We start from the raw sequence: 17,842 nt of genomic DNA on the forward strand, positions 1-17,842 counted from the left end.
TTGACCGGAACACTGTTATGCCCAATTCAGGAGAGCACCCGTGAGTCGTGTTGTCGTGGCCGCCAGTCCGCTGGCGGGCCACACGTTCCCGATGATCCAGATCGCCGGCGAGCTCGTCACCGCCGGACATGACGTCACCTTCGTCGGCGGTGAGCGGTTCGCCGGCCACGTCGCACAGGCAGGCGCCACCCTGCGGCCTCTCACCGGCAAGGCCGCTTACGACGACCGCCGGATGGCCGAGTTCTTCCCGGAGCGGTCCACGCTCTCCCCCGGCCCGGAGATGCTCACCTGGGACGTCTCGCACGTCTTCGGCGACGCCGTTCCCGACCAGCACGCGCTGATCCAGGAGTTACTGGCCGAAGATCCGGACGCGGTGGTCGTCGCCGAGCTGATGTTCCTCGGCGGTCTGCCGTCGCTGCACGGCGCCGGCATCCGGCCGCGTCGGTGGATCGGCGTCGGCATCTCGCCGCTCTACTACCCCAGCGACGACACCACGCCGTTCGGCCCGGCGCCGGTCGCGCCGGGTGCCGACCAGGTGGAGGCGAACCGCGCGATGAACGCCGGGCTCGCCGCCGCGCTGTCCGGTGCGGCCGAGTACCTGCAACGCGTGGTCGAAGGTCTGGGCGCCACCGGGTTCACGATGCCGAACTACTTCGCCACGATGTACACCGAGCCGGACGACGTGCTGCAGCTGACCGTGCCGGAGTTCGAGTTCCCCCGCTCCGACCTGCCGGAGAACCTGGTGCGGTTCGTCGGGCCGCTGCCGCCGGTCGCCCCCGCGGGCTGGACCGAACCCGCCTGGTGGTCCGAATTGGACACCGGCCGCCCGGTCGTCGTGGTGACGCAGGGGACGCTGGCCAACGACGACCTCTCCGAACTCGTCGAGCCGACGCTGGCCGCGTTCGACGGCGAGGACGTCCTGGTGGTGGCAGCGCTGGGACGCCCGGCCACCGCACTGACCGGTCCCGTGCCGGCGAACGCCGTCATCGAGGAGTTCGTGCCGTTCGACCGGCTGCTCCCCCACGCGGACGTGTTCGTCACCAACGGCGGCTACGGCGCCACGCAGCAGGCGCTCGCGGCCGGCGTCCCGGTCGTGGTGGCCGGGCAGACCGAGGACAAACCCGCGATCGCCGCACGGGTCGGGCTGCTCGGCCTCGGCATCGACCTGCGGACCCAGCGTCCGACGCCGGAAGAGGTGGCCGGTGCGGTCCGGCAGGTCCTGGCCGCACCGTCCTTTCGGGACAAGGCGGCCGAGCTTTCCCTGGCGTACGAGAAGGTCGACGGTCCGCGGCTGATCGTGGACGTCGTCGCGGAGGCGTTCCGGAAGTGAGACACCGGCGGGCGAGGCCGCACGGTCTCGCCCGCCGACGGACATGACCCTGTTCTGGTTCACGAAGTTCAGTCCACACTGAAGCGACTGTGGGAACAGTCGCTTTGACGGTGCACCGTGCCTGCCGCCGGGGACCTCTTCGAGTGGCCACAGCGGCTTTCCGTTCGGAAAGCGAAAGCTCGGCCGCCCTTGTGAGCGCTAACAACCCAGTGCCAGACTGCGGTGACCCAGGGTGGGCACGCCGAATGAGAGCGTTCTCAGCCCACCCCGCGATGACATCGAGCCGCCGCCGCAGCACCAGCACTGCACAGGAAAGGATCCCGATGTCGAGCAAGTCGCCTCACCTCGTAGCCGGGCGCTCGCGCACGACTCTCGCGGTACTCGTAGTCCTCATCGCCGGTCTCGCCGGGTTCGTGGCGCCGGCGGGCCGGGCGCAGGCCGCGTCGAACACCTTCACTCTCGGTGCCGTGCGCACGGACACCAGCGGCCGCTCCCTGCAGTTGCACGGACTGGGGATCGTCAAGGTGGGTGCCACCTGGTACGGCTTCGGCGAGGGCAAGATCGGCCAGAACAGCTCCAACACCGCGTTCCAGGAGATCCCCTGCTACTCGTCGACCGACCTGGCGAGCTGGACGCGGCAGGGTGTCGCACTGGCCAGGCAGGGCAGCGGTGACCTCGGCCCCAACCGGATCGTCGAACGGCCCAAGGTCATCTACAACGCGACCACGCGGACGTACGTGATGTACCTCCACATCGACAGCACGAGCTACTCCGACCAGCGGGTCGGCGTGGCCACCAGCACCACCCCGTGCGGTCCTTACAGCTACCGCGGCAGCTTCCAGCCGCTGGGCAACCAGAGCCGCGACATCGGCCTGTTCCAGGACACCGACGGCAGTGCGTACCTGCTCAGCGAGAACGCCGGACGCAGCCTGCGCATCTACCGCCTCTCCGCCGACTACCTCTCGGTGGCGAGCCAGGTGACGTCGCTGCCCAACTACGAGTCACCCGCCGTGATCAAGGCCAACGGTCTGTACTACCTGCTCGTCTCGCACCTGACCGGCTGGAACACCAACGACAACGTCTACGCCACCGCACCGTCGCTCGCCGGGCCGTGGTCGGAGTTCCGGAACTTCGCGGCTCCCGGCACGAACACCTACAACAGCCAGACCGCGAACATCATCACGGTCCAGGGCAGTGCCGCGACCACCTACGTCTACGCGGGTGACCGGTGGAACCTGGGCAACATGGGCGACTCGCCGTTGATCTGGCTGCCGCTCACCATTCGCGGCACCACGGTCAACCTGGGCCAGTACCCGAGCTGGAACCTCGACGCGGAAACCGGTCTGTGGTCACCGAACTCCGGACTGCCCAGCAACGCCGTCCACACCCTGGCCAACCGCAACAGCTCGATGGTGATGGACGCCTCCGGCGCCTCCACCGCCAACGGCGGCAAGATCATCCAGTGGCAGGCCACCGGAGGCACCAACCAGCAGTGGAAGCTCACGAAGGTCGCCGACAACGTCTTCACCGTCGTCAACGTCAACAGCGGCCTGTGCCTGGACGTGCCCGGTCAGTCGACCGCGGCCGGCGTGCAGCTGCAGCAGTGGACGTGTGACGGCCGCCCCGGCCAGCAATGGGCGGCCGACCTGGTCGGCAGCCTCAACGGCAACGACTACGTGCTGGTGAACGTCAACAGCGGCCTGCAGGTCGGCGTGGCGGGCTCGTCCACCGGCGGTGGCGCCCAGGTTCAGCAACTCGCCGGGACGAACGCGAGCAGCCAGGTCTGGCGCGTGTCCTGATCTCTCGGGCGGTGCCGGGTCCCGGACCGTCGAGATGATCAGGAGGGTCCAGGTGGCGGCGCCGCACCGCCTCCTGGACCTCGCCCGGCATCGAGCGTCACGTGGCCTCCGGCCGGTGTCCGCGGAGGAAACGCCGCACGACGACCTCGGGGTCGGCGGGCGGCTGAGTCGCCCGCCGGTCGACCCTCCTCGCGATGGCCCGCATCATCACCGGGCCCACCAGGGCGAAGAACGTCTGCCGAGGCGGTTCCGCGACCAGCGCCCCGCGCCGCTGGTGGTGCAGGACGACCTCGTCCACCCGTTCCAGCAGTGCCTCCGGCTCACCGAGCGCCGCCGCCACCTCCGGGCTGAACTCGGCCTCCCGCATCAGGGTGAGCACCAGCCCTCCGCGCGTCTCGTAGAGCCGCGAGTAGTAGTTCACGATCGTGAGCAGGTCGGCGGCCACGTCGTCGCCCGGTGAGCCGAGGTCGAGCGCGAACTCCGCGAAGCTGCCGCGCACGGCCTGACGCAACAGGTTCCCCTTGGAACCGAACCGGCGGAACAACGTCGCCTCGTTGATCCCGGCGGCATCGGCGATCGCGCGGGTGGTGGCCCGTTCGTAACCCTGTTCGGCGACCACGGTCAGCACCGCGTCGAACACCGTCTCGTCGGACACCCGGCCGGCCAAGCACGCCTCCTCGATCGCCAAATCATGCAAGTGGTCACTTGCATACGTGCGAGCTCCGCCCTACGGTAACTGCAAGTGCCCACTTGCAAATCACTCTACCTAAGGACAGGGCTCATGGCCGACACCAGCGTCCCCGCTCACCCCGCAGGTCTCGCGCCCAGTGCGGGAGAGATCGTCTTCGGCCTGCTCGGCGCCGCGGCCGTCTCGATCGTGGTCAACTTCCTGATCGCGCTCCTCGCGGGCCGGTTCATCCCCGCCGGTGCCCCGCGCACGGGCCTGGCCCTGGCCGAGCACGCGCCCGCCGCGGTGATCGGCATCCTTCTCGGCACGCTGGGCTGGTACCTCGTGCGACGCTCCGCCCGCAGCCCTCGGCGCGTCCTGCGCGTCCTGGTGCCCACCGTCGTCGTGCTCTCGTGGATTCCCGACCTGGGCATCCTCGCGGCAGGCGCCACCGCGGTGAACTCGATCGCGCTGATGGCGATGCACACCGTCGTCGCCGCTGCCGCGGTGCCGGTGCTGACACGGGTGATGCCGATCTGAACCTGCTGACGCCGCACCGGTCCGGCCGCGAGAGTCCCCGTCACGACGTGACTTTGTGCTCTGGGAGGACTGCTCCACACGACGGAGAGTGTGGGCGTTCACCTGGCCCCACAGGAGGCACCCAGTGCAGCAGACCGGCGCGATCCGCACCCCGGTCGCCGTCGCACGATACTTCGACGAGGTGGTCGACCGGCTCACCCGCGAAGGAATCGACGTCGCGCAGATCGTCCTGGAACTCACACCTGCCCGGCCGATGCGCGGCCAGCTGGTCATCGATCGTGGCCGTGTGCTGCGCTGGGGTGAGGACCTCGGCTGGAGCAACGGCTGCCGGACCACCGGCCCGTCCGCTCACCCCCGCGAGGTCGCCGGACTGCTCGAGAACCTGTGAGTCGCGCCGACTGCGATCGACCGCCGTCCCGAACCGCCTCCCCCGCACGGGATCTCCACGGCCAACGCCGCCAGGCGGGCGCCGATCACCGGTGCGAGGATCACGCCGCTGTGCGCCACCGCGTGCAGATAGCCGGGAATCCCCGGCACGGCCCCGATCGACGGCAGCCCGCCGCGCGGCACGACCCGTGACCCGATCCGCACGTCGCTGATCGCCGCCGCCGCCAACGCCGGCACCACCTTCCGCCTCGACGGCACTGGGACGCAGCCCGGTGACCCGGTGCTTCAGCACGAGAGCACCCGAAGCCATCGACCGGGCGAACGGCGGCGCGTCGACCCAGCCCTCCTCGGGCGGCAGCACGGTGTCCTGATCGACCTGAGTCACGGCGTAGCCGAGACGGACGGCCTGTTCGCGATCGGCCGCGGACCCGGTCGGCCGCGTGCCGCACGGGTGGTACCAGGCGCCGGCCAGTCCGGCGTGCGCGCGCATGCCCTCGTGGTTGAGCCTGAAGTACCAGTCCGGGCGTTTTCCCCAAGCGCTGAGCCGCGAGAAACTGCACCCGGTCGTGCCCTCGCCGACGCCCCGTTCGTCGATCAGCACGACCTCGGCCCGTCCCGCCAGGTGATGTGCCGTGGCGGCACCGATGATCGCGACCCGCCTCAGCGCCGCGCCAGTTCGCCGTACCGGTGCACCGTGCGCGGCGCGGTCCACAGAGGACGGTCCGCGCCGGTGAGGTTAACCAGGACCGGTTCGCCGGGAGCGATTAGACCGTCGCGCAGCATCCTCGCCGCACCGGCCAGCGACGCGGCGCTGGCCGCGCACACGGACAGTCCCTCGTCGTCCAGCAAAGCCCGGCGCACAGCCCGAATCTCCTCCTCGGTGACCGCGACGACCCGGCCGCCGCTGTCCCGGCACAGCTGGGCGACGTAGGGGTAGCTGGCAGTCGGATCGCCGCGCAGGATGGCCTCCGCGATGCCCCGCGGTTCGCACACGACGTCGTCCGGCACGATCTCGGCGCGACCCGCGGCCCAAGCGGACGCCATCGGCGCGCACGTGCTCTGTTGCACCGCGACGAAGGACGGCACGCGCGGCAGCAGACCCAGCCGGTGGAACTCGTGTGCGCCCTTGTGACCACCGACGAGCCCCATCCCGCTGCTCACCGCCTGGAAGACGAACCGCGGCGCCACCGGCATCTGTTCGAACGCCTCCAGGTACGCGAGCTTGAGCCCGTCCCGGCGGGCCGGGTTGAAGAACCCGCCCTCGGCCGGCACACCGCTGTCCCGCGCGAACTCGAGCGCCGCCCGCTCGGCGGCACCGAACCCGCCGGACACGACCCAGGTGCGCACCCGCGGATGGTCGGGGTAACTGAGCCGGGACAGGAACTCCTCTCCCACGAAGACATGCACGGTGACGCGGTCGACCATCTGGGCCGCGAGTGCGTACGCGGTGGAACTGTTGCCGGTGGAGGAGACGACGGTCTCGGTGATGCCGAGCTCGATCATCCTGGCCAGTCCCACCGCGGCGATCCGGTCCTTGGTGCTGCGGGACGGGTTCTGGCCCTCCACCTTGAGGAAGAGCGCCTCCGCACCCAGCCTGCGGCCGAGCGCCTCGGCATGCACACAGGGCGTGTCGCCCTCACCGAGCCACGCGGCGTTCTCCGGCTCCTGCAACGGAAGCAGGTCGCCGTAGCGGTGCAGCGAACGCACACCGCGCCGCAGGACGACCCGGTCGAGGTCGTACACGGCGTCGATTCCGCCGGCACAGTGGCGGCAGCGCAGGCAGGTGAGATCGGGCTCGGTCCGGCCGCATCTCAGGCAGGACCACCGGAAGCGCGTCATCGGCACACCATGACGGAGAGGCGGATGGACTTTCGGCTTGTCTCACCACGTGTCTCACGTCGCCTGCGAGTCGGCGCGGCAACGCCGGCCGGGCTCAGCCACGTGCCAGGTCCCCGAGCACGCGGTCCAGGGCGGCGAGGGCGACCCCCAGCTCCTCGCGAGTGATCGTCAGGGCCGGACGCATCCTCACCGAACGCTCGCCCGACGGCAGCATCAGCACGCGCTCACGCTCATGCAGCAACGCGATGATCTCGTCGCGGAGCGCCGCGGACAGCGCGTCGAACGCGCACATCAGTCCACGTCCTCGCACGTTGTCGCCCAAGCCGGGGTGACGTGCCAGCACCGCGCGCAGGCCGTCCAGGAACCAGTGGCCCAGTTCGCCGGCCCGGGCGATGAGGCCTTCCGCCTCCACGGTCTCCAGAAGCCGCCGCGACCGGACCATGTCCACCAGGCCGCCGCCCCAGGTGGAGCTGATGCGCCCGCTGACCGCGAACACGTGGTCGGGGATCGTCAGCACCCGACGTCCGGCCATCACACCACCGACCTGGAACTTCTTGCCGAACGCCACGACGTCCGGGGCCAGGCCGAGGCCCTGGTAGGCCCACGGCGTGCCGGTCACGCCACCGCCGGTCTGCACTTCGTCGAGCACGAACAACGCGTCGTTCGCCGCGCACAACTCCTGGAGGGCATGCAGGAACTCGGCACGCATGTGGTTGTCGCCGCCCTCGCCCTGGACGGGTTCGGCGATGAAGCAGGCGATGTCGTGCTCGTGGCGTTCGAACGCCGCCTCCGCCTGCCGCAGGGCGAGGCGCTCGGCCGCCTCCACCTCGGCCAGGTGTTCTTCGAGCGGAAACCGCACCGCCGGCACCTCGATGCGCGGCCAGTCGAACACGGGGAACCGCTCCGTCTTGTTCGGGTCGGTGTTGGTCAGGGACAGGGTGTATCCGCTGCGCCCGTGGAAGGCCTTGGTCAGGTGCATTGCTTTCGTGCCCAGCGACGCGGGCCTGCCGCGCCACTCGTTGTGCCGGCTCTTCCAGTCGAACGCACATTTCAAAGCGTTCTCGACGGCCATGGCGCCGCCCTCGACGAAGAACAGGTGAGGCAGCTCGGGATCACCGACGACCCTGGTGAACACCGTGACGAAGTCCGCGAGATGGGTGGTGTAGAAGTCGGGGTTGGCCGGTTTGTTCGCGGCCACGCCGACGAGCAGTTCGCGAAACTCCGGATCCGCCACGACGGACGGCGGGTTGAGACCGAGCGGAGCGGAGGCGAAGAAGGAGTACAGGTCCAGATAGCGCTCGCCGGTGTCCGCGGCGACGAGCCAGGAACCGGCGCTGTTCTCCAGGTCGAGCACGAACGGATAGCCGTCCAGCAGCAGGTGCGGCTCCAGCGTCTTTCGCACGTTTTCCGGCGAAGTGCGGGTGAACACCTCTTCCACGACGGTCCCCCTGACAAATCGGTTCGTTTCACCTTGTTCGAGCCGGGAAGTGGTCGTTGTTCAGACGCGGCTGATCCGCGTCGCGGAACCGGGTTCGGCCGGGAAGCGGTACCGGCCGAACCCGGTCGCGTTCAGCTCAGGACGCGCTCGACGTCGCGAACCCAGCCCTTGCCGAGATCCGCCACCCTGGAGAACTCCGTGCTCGCCAGGTGCTCGTACAGCCGCGCGACGTCGTCCAGAACGGACGTACCCGGCAGCTCGATCTCGTCGAGCGTCTTCGTGAAGCGCAGCGTCGCCTCCATGCCTTCGAGCTCCACGGAGAGATCGCGGACCAGCGAGTGCGGGCTGCGCTGCTGCCAGACGTAGGGCTTTCCGTAGTGAACCACCCACCCGTGGTTGCGCATGACGCGTTCGGCCAGGTACGAGCACCAGATGTCGTCGAAGCGGCCGTACGGCGTGAGCATCAGCATCACGGGGAGCAGGTCGCGGACGAAGGCCGTGTTCTGCGAGTTGAACGGGCTGTAGCACTTCGGATCGAGCACGAACCCCGCGTCGGCGACCGGAGAGGACGTCATGGCCGTGGGCTGGTTGACGATCCTCGTCACCGCGTCGATGTCCGGGTCACCGAGCCAGAGCCCGGCCGCCACGCCGATGCGGGCGCCCGTCGTGGAGCGCAGTGCCGGCGGCTCGAACGGGTGCCACAGCTGGTGCGGGAACCCGCGGTGGTGCACCGACGGCTGGAGGAAGTACGCCGCGTCCACCCAGCCGTTCTCGGCGGTGGCCTCAAGGCCGCTGAAGGTGGACCCCACCAGTCGCTCGAAGTGCTGGAAGTAGTTCTCGTCCAACGCGATGTTGTCGTCATCGGCCGTCACGACGACGTCCGCACCGGACCGCACGGCTTCGAGGAAACCGATCGAGCGTCGCCCGGGGTGCCGCCAGTTCAGCAGTTCCGTCGTCTCGTAGCCGAGCCTGCGCTGGTCCTCCGCCGAGTAGTACTCGGCAGAGCCGACGGATCGCAGCATCTGCCGAATTTCGTCATCGGGCGTGTTCTCGTCGCCCACGACGAAGAACGCCATGTCCTGCTCGACTTCCCGGTACAGCCTCAGCACGTGCGGAACATAAATCGTCGGCATCACAAGTGCTAGCACGTTCGCCCCCAACTCACGGACACATTGATCACTCGACACGAACAAACGCTCGCCCAATGGAAGTTACCGCGCACCATCCGGCTCGTCAATGAACGAGAATTTTCTGCTAAAAGACGAAAAACTGCAGCTTGAGGCACCGGCGGCACACCATCGCGCCACCGCCACAATTTTTGAACCGATGTCAGAAAACGACGTTGAACGACGCGCCGTGACCGTAGTTCACCACGCGATCCCCTGCTTTCGGAGCATGTCTTATGCTGCATCCCGAGTTGATTCCGTCCACCACGTACGGGCCGAGGACGTAAGACACGGCCGTGCGCCGCGCCTCGCCCGTCGTCGTGTCGAAGAAGTCCATCTGCAAGGGATCCGCTTCGACGTGTGCTTGCACGACGTGGTCGCGCAGTTCCGCCGCCCGTTCCACTCGTTGCCGCCACGCACCCGGATCGGTGTCGCGGCCGATCAGCACGCCCTGCCCGCCGGCGGAGTTCAGCGGCTTGAGGACGAACTCGTCCGGCCGGCCGGTGATCAGCTCGGTGAGCTCGGACGACCGTCCCCGGTACTCGACCTCCCCGCGCTCGACGCGTCTGGTCCAGGGCACGTGCTCCCGGACGAACTCCCGGTCCCGCTCCGGGAGCGCGACCTCGCCCGAGCTCAGCCAGGCGAGCACCAGCTTGCTGGACAACGACTGGCCCGAGTCGGAGACCATGAACACCGTCTCCGCGTGCGCACGGGCCAGCTCGTCGAGCGAGAAGCCCGACCTGGCCAAGCTGTCGGACTGGAAGTGCTTGAGAGCGATGGAGAATCGTCGTCCGGCCGCCCCGAAGCGGTCGGGTTCGACGAAGACGCTCTCGAACCCGTGCGCCCGCAGGTACTCCGCCTCGCCCTCGAAGTACTCGACGCCGACGAGCGTCTCGTTGCGCGTCGTCCCCACGACGGCCACGGACTGCGGCACGTCTCTTTCGGCGCAGATCTTCCGGTAGAGGGCCAGCCTGCCGGCGAACGGTTCCGGCAGCTCTCCCGGCACGGGGTCCGGCAGCGGCCCGTACAGCTCCCGATAGGCGACCGACAGCGGGTGCAGCGAGATCGGGTCGCCGTTGGCCGCCCCGAAGTTGCACTCCAGGAACACCGGCCTCCCACCGGACAGCACCACGTCCGGCCGCACGTTGCGGCCGGAGTACTCGATCTCGTGCTCGACGCCCCCGGCGCAGAGCAGGGGAAGCCGGCCGGGGGCCAGGCCGACCCGCGACGCCAGCTCCGCCGGATCACCGGTCAGCGACCAGCAGACCCGGTGGATCAGCGCCACGAGGTGCCGAGTCGCCGCGTTGAGGACGGATCTGCGCTCCGGCGCCAGCACGACCGGCCGGACGGGCACCGCCGAGGGATCGGCGGCGAACATCTTTCCCCGCAGCGCCTTGAGGAGGTGGTTCGCGGCACGACGTGGATGCCCGGCGTCCGACATCGCTTCGGCAGCAGCGGGCAGTTCACCCCAGAAGTCCATCGCTCCCCCGTCGTGCGAGTCCGTGATCCGGCCCAGCGGGCGTCACCCCGCCTTGAGCTACGTCAGAACAGGAAGTCGAGCCGTGCGTCGTCCCGCAACGGCGCCAGGTCGACGCCGTGGTCCTCCAGCATCGCGCGGGCCGCCGCCTTGATCTCGTCGGGAGGGATGCCCGCCTCGTCGTTCAGCCGCTTCGTCTGCACGGCGCTCAGCTCCGCGTACGACTCTCCCAGGCCGCGCCGCACCGCGTCGTCGGCCAGCAGGACCTCGAACAGGTCGGTGAGCCGGAAGCGCGCCAGGTAGACCGTGTCGGCGCCCTCCTGCCTCATCCGCTCGCGATAGCTGCTGGCGCCGACGTGGATGATGTCGGTGGAGATCTGGACGTTGTCCGCGACGACGGCCTTGTTCGTCAGGCCGTGCGCCCGCAGGACCACTCCGGCCACCATCGGCGTGTCCACGAGCCACCCGGTGCGCTGCACGTCCGGGCCGAACCAGCCCAGCGCGTCGGCACGACGTGTGCTCGGCACCGTCCGGCCGTTCTCGTAGATGTCGAGGAGCCCGAAGTGCGGACTCAGCTCGCCGTTCTCGTCGACACCGAGCACCTGCTCCAGGTAGCGCTGGTGGCGCTCGGTCACGAGACGCGAGATCGAGTACGGCGACGCCCTGCCCACGTTGGTCGGCAGCGGTGCGTAGCTGTTGAGGGTGGTGCCTTCGGCGACCAGCACGTCCCTCGCCTTCCGGTCCCACACGACGAGCGGTGTCTTCGCGAACCCGAGAGGTTCGTAGGTGAACGCCGCGTGCGACGCCACGTCGTCCGCCATGGGTGCGAGCAGGTCCCGCCAGATCCGGGGGTTGAGCACGAAGCAGTCCGCGTCGACCCAGCCGAACGACCCGGAGGTGCCGTCCATGATCATTTCGTACACCAGCTCGTTGTCGAACCGCTGGTCGAAGTTGAAGACGGGGTGCCCGGTGGCCTCCAGGAACTCGACTTCGTCACGCGTGAGGCTGGTACCGGCGAGGAGCACCGGCTGCCCCGGTGGCACGAACTCCAGCGACTTCGCCGCGAAGTGCACGCCGCCGGTGCGAAAGGTCATCCCGATGACCGTCTGGTCGGTGCCGAGCAGACCGGCGTCGGACAGGAAGGCGGTGAACGCCTCCCGCACCGGTTTCTCGACGACGTCGAGTTCTTCTTCGGACGAGACCCTGGCGATGGGCATGTTCCACTCCCCCGGACGTGCTCGTGTGTGTCTCTGGAAGGTCGGTGTGACTGTCAGTTCTGCCGCACCGGCAGGTCGCGCATCTTGACGACCGGTGAGAACAGCAGGAAAACGGCGGGCAGCATGGTCGCGGCCATGGCCACCCACAAGGCGCCTCGAGGACCGAGCTCGGCACCGAGCACGCCGCCCAGCAGCGCACCGAGGGGTACCGCGCCGTACAGGAGGAACTTCGACGTGGCGGTGACGCGGCCAAGGACCTCCGGAGGGCAGTAGCCCTGACGGAAGGCGCCGGACACGGTGTTGTAGATGGTGACGCCGGTGAGCGGCACGACCGCACCGACGGCGAACAGGACGAGCCCTGGTCCAGGTGTGGTCAGGGGCACCAGCAGGCCGAACGGCGCGGCCACGAGCGACGTCGTGAACAGGGTGCGCGCGGTGCCGAGCCGCTCCGCGACCTGCCGCGCGATCAGCGCTCCGATCAGGCCGCCGACACCCCACAGCGCGATCAGCAGACCCGCCGTCCCCGCGCTCAGGCCGACGGTGCGCACGAGGAAGACGATCACCAGGGCCTCCCCCGCGCTCATGGCGAGGTTCGCGATCGTCGCGTTCAGCGCCAGGACGCGGAGCAGCGCGTCCTTCGCGACGAGCCGGATTCCGTCCCCGATCTCCGTGAGCAGGCTCGTCCGCCGCCCGGCGGCGGGATGACCCGGCCGGCGCCGGACACCGAGCAGGCACAGCGCCGAACAGGCGAAGCCCGCCGTCCCGGCCAGCAGGCCGTTGCCCGGTCCCACCGTGGTCGCGAGCAGTCCGCCGAGACTCGGCCCCAGCACCAGGGCGGCCGCCTCACTCGCCTGCAGCTTGGCGTTGCCCTCGATCAGGTCGGACTTCGACACCAGCGACGGCCAGTACACGGGGCTCGCGGTGCTGGCGAACACCCCCGCGGCACCGACGACCAGCGCGACCGCCAGGAGCAGCGGGACGGAGAGCACGCCTGCCCACACGCTCACGGTCATCAACGCGAGAGCGACCGCGGACACGCAGCTCGCCGCCACGAGCACCGGCCGGGGAGGGAGCCGGTCGACCCAGGCGCCCGCGGGCAGGCCGATGACCAGCCAGGGCGTCCACGTCGCGGCCATCAGCACTCCGACGACAACCGGGCCCGCGTGCAGCGATTCAAGTGCGAACAGCGGCATGAGAACGCCGACCACGGCGGTGCAAAGACGGCTGAACGATTCTCCGGCCCAGAAAAGGGCGTAATCACGCTCGCGCAGAAGCCCGCCGACGGGCCGTCGGCGAAACTCTCTCCCATCGGCTTGGCCAACTATTTCGATCACGCGTCCCCCCTGGGTTCATCCCCGTGGATTGCGGCACCATTGCCGCAGGGTCGCACAAACACCACGCGGACGGCAAAGGAATACGTGGAACGACAGGCCGGACGAACCGGAAACCGGCCTCACGGCCGAACGCCGACCTCACGCCACCGATTCATCTTCCCATGATCGCGAAGGAAGTCCGCGTCGTCCCCGCACCAGGAGACACGTCAGGGCCGATCCACCGGCGTGCCGGCACGGCGTTCGTCACCACGTCGAGACAAACGCTCGTGAGCTGCGAAAACTTGGTCTTCGCCGGACAGCGGCTCCGTCAGGGCCGCACAGGCCGGCGGAGCGATCAGGCCGCACCACGGCGACGCGCACCGCTCGACCACGAAACGTGCAACGAAAAAAAGATCATGGAACCAGACATTTCGACGCCCCCAGTGTCCCATCTTGCGTCTTGCGCCGAAGCTACGCCCGACCCCAGTCAATGTCAACACGAGCCGAGCCCACTGCAATATACGAGCCGCCGCCGACGCACTTATGCGCGTACTCGGGACCATGATCGCGATACACCGATCGGGTGAAATGGACAGCGGCGCGGTTGTGATGATTCCCGCACCACTGCTAGGACGGAACTGCTGCCGGTGACCCGTGGTCAAATCCGGCTAAAATCTGGGGGAAAGGACTGCCTGATGGCGACAGGTAAGTTCGCCAAGCTCGGCTCAAACGAATCCGAGATTCCTTCGGCCGACCTGGTGACACGTACGAGCTACAACTCGGAAAGCATTCCACTGGTGTACGAGCTCGACCCGGACCTCGACGTCGCGGCATGGGTCGAGGACAACCGGGCCGGGCTGTACGAGGCCCTGTACGGCCACGGCGCCCTGCTGCTGAGGTCCGCCCGGAGGCCGGACTTCGACCAGGTCGCGACGACGTTCAACGGCAAGCCGGTGGACTACAAGGGCGGTGCGGCCATCCGCAGCCGGGTCGACAAGACGACCTACACCGCCAGCGAGTACCCCGCGGAGCTCGACATCCGGCAGCACAGCGAGTTCTGCTACGCCCACGACTGGCCCATGCTGCTGTTCTTCCACTGCGACGTCGCTCCCCGCGACCGGGGCCAGACACCTCTGACGGACAACCGGCGCCTCCTGCGCGAGATCCCGGCCGAGATCCGTGCGGAGTTCACCCGGCGAGGGCTCCTCTACGTCCGGGGATACGGCTACAACCGCACCTGGCAACGGTCGTACGAGACCGAGAGCAGGGCCGAGGTCGAAGCCATCTGCGCGGCCGAGGACAGGCGCGTGGAGTGGGTCGGCGACGACCAGCTGCGCACCTACGAGACCCGGCCGGCGATCGCACGACACCCCGTCACCGGCGACGAGGTGTGGTTCAACTACGCGCACGGCTTCCACATCTCGCGGATGGACAGCGGCATCCGCGACGTGTTGTCGACCTCCGACGAGGACACCGACGACCAGCTGTGGCCGAACAACGTCTTCTGGGGTGACGGTGGGGAGATCGACCCGGAGATCATCACCGCGGTCAACGAGGTGGTCGAGCGGTGCACCGTCCAGTTCGACTGGCAGGAAGGCGACACCTTGATCGTCGACAACATGCTGTGCGCACACGGCCGTCGTCCGTACACCGGCCCCCGCCGGATCCTCCTCAAGATCGCGGAGTCGTACGCGGACCTCGTGCGGGAGCGGGTATGACGTCCGAGGCTCAGACGGACGGCACGCGCGAGCTCGGTCCGTTCCAGCGGTCGGCGCTCGGCGCCGGCACCAGGCTTCTCGAAGCGGCCGTCGAGGTCCCCGGCGTCGCACCGGCGGAGCTCGGCCGGGCCGTGGCCGAGAGCCTGTCCGCCGCACCCGTGCTGACGGCTCGGACGGTGCACGTGCCGGGCCTGCTGGTGCCGAGGCAGGAGGCCCGGCACGTGCGGACGACCGAGACCTCCGGGCACGTGAGCCTCACCGCCGGTTCGCTGCGGGCGGCCATCACGGCGACCCCCGGTGGCTCGCACCTCGCGGTCACCTGTGACGTGATGTTCGCCGACACGGCGTCGATCGGTCTGCTGTTCACCGCGGTCGCGGACCGGTTGGCCGGCCGTGCCCGGTCCGGGAACGGGCCGGGCTTCTTCGACGTCGCCGCGGGCCACAGCGCCATGGCCAGGACGGGTGAGCTGGCCGAGGAGACCGCGTTCTGGGCCGACAGCCGGCTGCGGGTGCCCGACGGCGCGTTGTCGCTCGCCGACGCGATCCCGGCCCCTGGTGAGGTGCCCGGCGTCGGCGAGGTGGAGCTGGACGGGACCGGTGCCGGCGCCGTGGCCGCGGAGGCCAGGAGCTCGGTCGAGGACATCGCCCACCTCGCACTGGCCGTGGTCGTGCAACGGATCGGCATGCCCCACCAGGCCGTCGGCATCACCGCGGACGCCCGTGGGCTGATGGGACTGCCGGAGGTGATCGGGCCGCTGACACAGGTGGTTCCCGCGCCGTGGCGCCTCGACCTGGCACAGGACGCGGTGACCGCGTTGCGCGCCGCAGCCGAGGACCGCACCCGCAGGGAGTCCATGGTCGGAGGGCCGGCACTGGCTCAGATCGGAGAACGCCCGAGCATCGTGTTCGACGGCGCCGGCCGTCCCGCTCTGCCGCCCGGCTGGGTCGTGACCCGGTGGTCGTACCCGGTCGACGGCGTGGCCACCCTCGGTCTGCGGCGCAACGGTGACCGGCTGGTCCTGGACGCGGTCTCGGCCGGCGGCGACACGGCCCGCGCGGCGGCTCTGCTGTCCATGTGGGGTGCGGTGCTGGGCGGGCTGCTCCGGTCCCCCGGCACGCCGCTCGCGGACCTGCCCTTGGTGCCGCCGGAGCCCGCGGCCGAACTGGCCGCCCGGCTCGTGCCCCCGGCGTCCCCCGCACCACGCCTGATCGACCGGTTTCGCGAGCACGTCGCCGCGACCCCGGACGCGTCCGCGGTCCGGCACGGCGACGTCACGTGGGACTACGCGCGACTGGCGGCCAGGGTGGGCGACATCGCCGCGGCGGTCGGCGAGATGCCGGTCGGCACGGTCGTCGGGGTGCTCGGCGAACACGAACCCGATGTGCTCGCGGCGACGCTCGCGATGCTGTGGAAGGGCTGCGCGTTCCTCCCGTTGTCCCCCTCCGAGCCGTCCGGCCGGATCCACGACGCGCTGAGCCGCTCCGGTGCCGGCGCCGTGCTCCTCGGACGTGGCGCCGAGGTCTCCGCTCCGCCGGGGTGCAGGGCGGTGGTGCTGAGCGAGGTGCCCGAGTCCGGCACCCCGCTGCCCGATGCCGTCCCCGCGGGTCCGGAGTCGCTCGCCTACGTGTTGCGCACGTCCGGGTCCACCGGGGTGCCGAAGCTGGTCGGCATCCGCCGGTCCAGCCTGGACAACTACCTGTCGTGGACGGCGGAGGACCTGCTGGGCGACGGCGCCGAGATGCCCGTGCTGTCGAGCACGATCTTCGACGCCTCGTTCAAGCAGACCCTCGGCGTGCTCCACGCGGGGCGCTGTGTGTGGATCCCGCGAGCCGATCGCCTCGACACCGCGGCGATCCACGCGGAGCTGTCCGCAGCCGGGGTACCGCTCGTGCTCAACTGCGTGCCGAGCTACCTGTCGGTGTTGATCGCCGAGCAGGAGGCTCGGGGAGCGGGCATGTCCGTTCGCCGGTTCCTCTGCGGTGGGGAGCCGCTCAAGCCGGCCCTGGTGAGCAGGCTGCGGGAGGGCTGGCCGGAGGCGGAGGTGTGGAACCTCTACGGACCGACCGAGGCCACCGCCACCGCGACGGCCGGGCGGGTCGTCGACGGCGAACCGGTCACGGTCGGCGTGCCCGTCGCCGGAGCCGGTGTGGTGGCCGTCGACGCGGGCGGTCAGGTGCTCCCGCACGGAGTCCGCGGCGAACTGGCGATCACCGGTCCCGGACTGGCCACCGGCTACCTGTCCGGGCACGAGGGCCGTTCCCCGTTCATCCGGCTGAGGCTCGGCGACCACGAGATCGCCGCGTACCGGACGGGCGACCTCGGGGTGGTGTCCGGATCGGGCGCCGTGGTCGTCCTCGGGCGGATCGACGACCAGGTCAAGATCAACGGCTGGCGGATCGAACCCGCGGAGGTCGAGGCCGTGGCCCAGGGGGTGTCCGGGGTGAAGGACGCCGTCGTGGTGCTGGACGACCGGGCCGACGAGCGCAGGCTGCGGCTGTTCGTGACCGGTGCCGCCGAGGTGCCCGCGGTCGCCGAAGCGCTCGCGGCGCTGTTGCCCGCGCCCATGGTTCCGGCGTCGATCACCGTCGTGGACCGGTTCGACACCGGCGTGACCGGAAAGGTCGACCGGCGCGCGCTGCTGCGCCGCGTGGACCAGTCCGACCACCCGGCGCCGTCCGACTACGACCCCGTCGAACTGGAGGTCGCCACGGTCTGGCGTGACGTGGTGCGGCAGGGCTGGCCGCGCCCCGACGACGACTTCTTCGGCGCCGGCGGGCATTCCCTGCACCTGGCGCGCCTGGTCAACGTGCTGCGCGCCAACGGCCACGAGCAGCTGTCCCTGAGGAAGGTGGTCCGCCGGCCGACGGTGTCGTCCATCGCCTCGGCCATCCGCGGTGAAGGGTCCGGCCAGGACGGCAGTGCCGAGTTCCGCTCCGACCGAGAGGAGTAG

14 protein-coding genes are annotated in these 17,842 nt (G+C 69.8%); 6 read left to right on the plus strand and 8 right to left on the minus strand.

What is annotated here, in order from left to right:
* The first annotated feature begins 40 nt into the window (after positions 1-40).
* A complete protein-coding gene (locus ACWEIJ_RS20205) occupies positions 41-1,330 on the plus strand; it encodes a glycosyltransferase (RefSeq protein WP_449838710.1) in 1,290 nt (429 codons plus the stop codon).
* 323 nt (positions 1,331-1,653) lie between these two features.
* The gene (locus ACWEIJ_RS20210; protein ID WP_449838711.1) at positions 1,654-3,129 is read left to right on the plus strand and encodes an RICIN domain-containing protein; all 1,476 of its coding nucleotides are present in this window, start codon (positions 1,654-1,656) and stop codon (positions 3,127-3,129) included.
* Between the two features lie 97 nt (positions 3,130-3,226).
* Here the strand turns inward: ACWEIJ_RS20210 and ACWEIJ_RS20215 are convergent, their stop codons facing one another.
* Entirely contained in the window at positions 3,227-3,796 is a 570-nt protein-coding gene (locus ACWEIJ_RS20215) for a TetR/AcrR family transcriptional regulator (RefSeq protein WP_449838712.1), read from the minus strand.
* A 114-nt stretch (positions 3,797-3,910) separates the two neighbouring features.
* Between ACWEIJ_RS20215 and ACWEIJ_RS20220 the strand changes: the two genes are divergently transcribed.
* Both ACWEIJ_RS20220 and ACWEIJ_RS20225 read left to right on the plus strand, forming a co-directional pair.
* Positions 3,911-4,336, plus strand: a complete 426-nt coding sequence (locus tag ACWEIJ_RS20220) for a DUF6069 family protein (RefSeq protein WP_449838713.1) — start codon at positions 3,911-3,913, stop codon at positions 4,334-4,336.
* Positions 4,337-4,460: 124 nt separating this feature from the next.
* Positions 4,461-4,724 (plus strand): hypothetical protein, encoded by a 264-nt coding sequence (locus ACWEIJ_RS20225; protein WP_449838714.1) that lies wholly within the window; start codon positions 4,461-4,463, stop codon positions 4,722-4,724.
* Here the strand turns inward: ACWEIJ_RS20225 and ACWEIJ_RS20230 are convergent.
* The 7 genes from ACWEIJ_RS20230 to ACWEIJ_RS20260 form a co-directional block, all read right to left on the minus strand.
* On the minus strand, positions 4,685-4,960 hold the full coding sequence (locus ACWEIJ_RS20230) for a hypothetical protein (RefSeq protein WP_449838715.1): 276 nt from the start codon (positions 4,958-4,960) through the stop codon (positions 4,685-4,687). The genes ACWEIJ_RS20225 and ACWEIJ_RS20230 overlap by 40 nt on opposite strands.
* A 423-nt stretch (positions 4,961-5,383) precedes the next feature.
* Positions 5,384-6,562 carry a threonine synthase gene (locus ACWEIJ_RS20235; RefSeq protein WP_449838716.1) on the minus strand — a complete coding sequence of 393 codons (1,179 nt, stop codon included), beginning with the start codon at positions 6,560-6,562 and terminating at the stop codon, positions 5,384-5,386.
* A gap of 94 nt (positions 6,563-6,656) precedes the next feature.
* Positions 6,657-7,964, minus strand: a complete 1,308-nt coding sequence (gene lat / locus ACWEIJ_RS20240) for an L-lysine 6-transaminase (protein ID WP_449838717.1) — start codon at positions 7,962-7,964, stop codon at positions 6,657-6,659.
* 167 nt (positions 7,965-8,131) lie between these two features.
* The gene (locus ACWEIJ_RS20245; RefSeq protein ID WP_449838718.1) at positions 8,132-9,133 is read right to left on the minus strand and encodes a hypothetical protein; all 1,002 of its coding nucleotides are present in this window, start codon (positions 9,131-9,133) and stop codon (positions 8,132-8,134) included.
* 196 nt (positions 9,134-9,329) lie between these two features.
* Positions 9,330-10,646 carry a hypothetical protein gene (locus ACWEIJ_RS20250; RefSeq protein WP_449838719.1) on the minus strand — a complete coding sequence of 439 codons (1,317 nt, stop codon included), beginning with the start codon at positions 10,644-10,646 and terminating at the stop codon, positions 9,330-9,332.
* A gap of 62 nt (positions 10,647-10,708) precedes the next feature.
* On the minus strand, positions 10,709-11,860 hold the full coding sequence (locus tag ACWEIJ_RS20255) for a hypothetical protein (protein ID WP_449838720.1): 1,152 nt from the start codon (positions 11,858-11,860) through the stop codon (positions 10,709-10,711).
* A gap of 53 nt (positions 11,861-11,913) precedes the next feature.
* Positions 11,914-13,194, minus strand: a complete 1,281-nt coding sequence (locus ACWEIJ_RS20260) for an MFS transporter (protein ID WP_449838721.1) — start codon at positions 13,192-13,194, stop codon at positions 11,914-11,916.
* A gap of 674 nt (positions 13,195-13,868) precedes the next feature.
* Here ACWEIJ_RS20260 and ACWEIJ_RS20265 point away from each other — a divergent pair.
* Both ACWEIJ_RS20265 and ACWEIJ_RS20270 read left to right on the plus strand, forming a co-directional pair.
* Positions 13,869-14,891 (plus strand): TauD/TfdA family dioxygenase, encoded by a 1,023-nt coding sequence (locus ACWEIJ_RS20265; protein WP_449838722.1) that lies wholly within the window; start codon positions 13,869-13,871, stop codon positions 14,889-14,891.
* Entirely contained in the window at positions 14,888-17,842 is a 2,955-nt protein-coding gene (locus tag ACWEIJ_RS20270; protein ID WP_449838723.1) for an AMP-binding protein, read from the plus strand. Before ACWEIJ_RS20265 ends, ACWEIJ_RS20270 begins: the two co-directional genes overlap by 4 nt.

Source organism: Lentzea sp. NPDC004789 (assembly GCF_053601075.1).

Bases quoted from the DNA above. Each gene is read 5' to 3' on its own strand.
- ACWEIJ_RS20245 (WP_449838718.1), bottom strand. From the start codon at position 9,133: ATGCCGACGATTTATGTTCCGCACGTGCTGAGGCTGTACCGGGAAGTC.
- ACWEIJ_RS20270 (WP_449838723.1), top strand. From the start codon at position 14,888: ATGACGTCCGAGGCTCAGACGGACGGCACGCGCGAGCTCGGTCCGTTC.
- ACWEIJ_RS20235 (WP_449838716.1), bottom strand. From the start codon at position 6,562: ATGACGCGCTTCCGGTGGTCCTGCCTGAGATGCGGCCGGACCGAGCCC.
- ACWEIJ_RS20265 (WP_449838722.1), top strand. From the start codon at position 13,869: ATGGCGACAGGTAAGTTCGCCAAGCTCGGCTCAAACGAATCCGAGATT.
- ACWEIJ_RS20250 (WP_449838719.1), bottom strand. From the start codon at position 10,646: ATGGACTTCTGGGGTGAACTGCCCGCTGCTGCCGAAGCGATGTCGGAC.
- ACWEIJ_RS20255 (WP_449838720.1), bottom strand. From the start codon at position 11,860: ATGCCCATCGCCAGGGTCTCGTCCGAAGAAGAACTCGACGTCGTCGAG.
- ACWEIJ_RS20220 (WP_449838713.1), top strand. From the start codon at position 3,911: ATGGCCGACACCAGCGTCCCCGCTCACCCCGCAGGTCTCGCGCCCAGT.
- ACWEIJ_RS20210 (WP_449838711.1), top strand. From the start codon at position 1,654: ATGTCGAGCAAGTCGCCTCACCTCGTAGCCGGGCGCTCGCGCACGACT.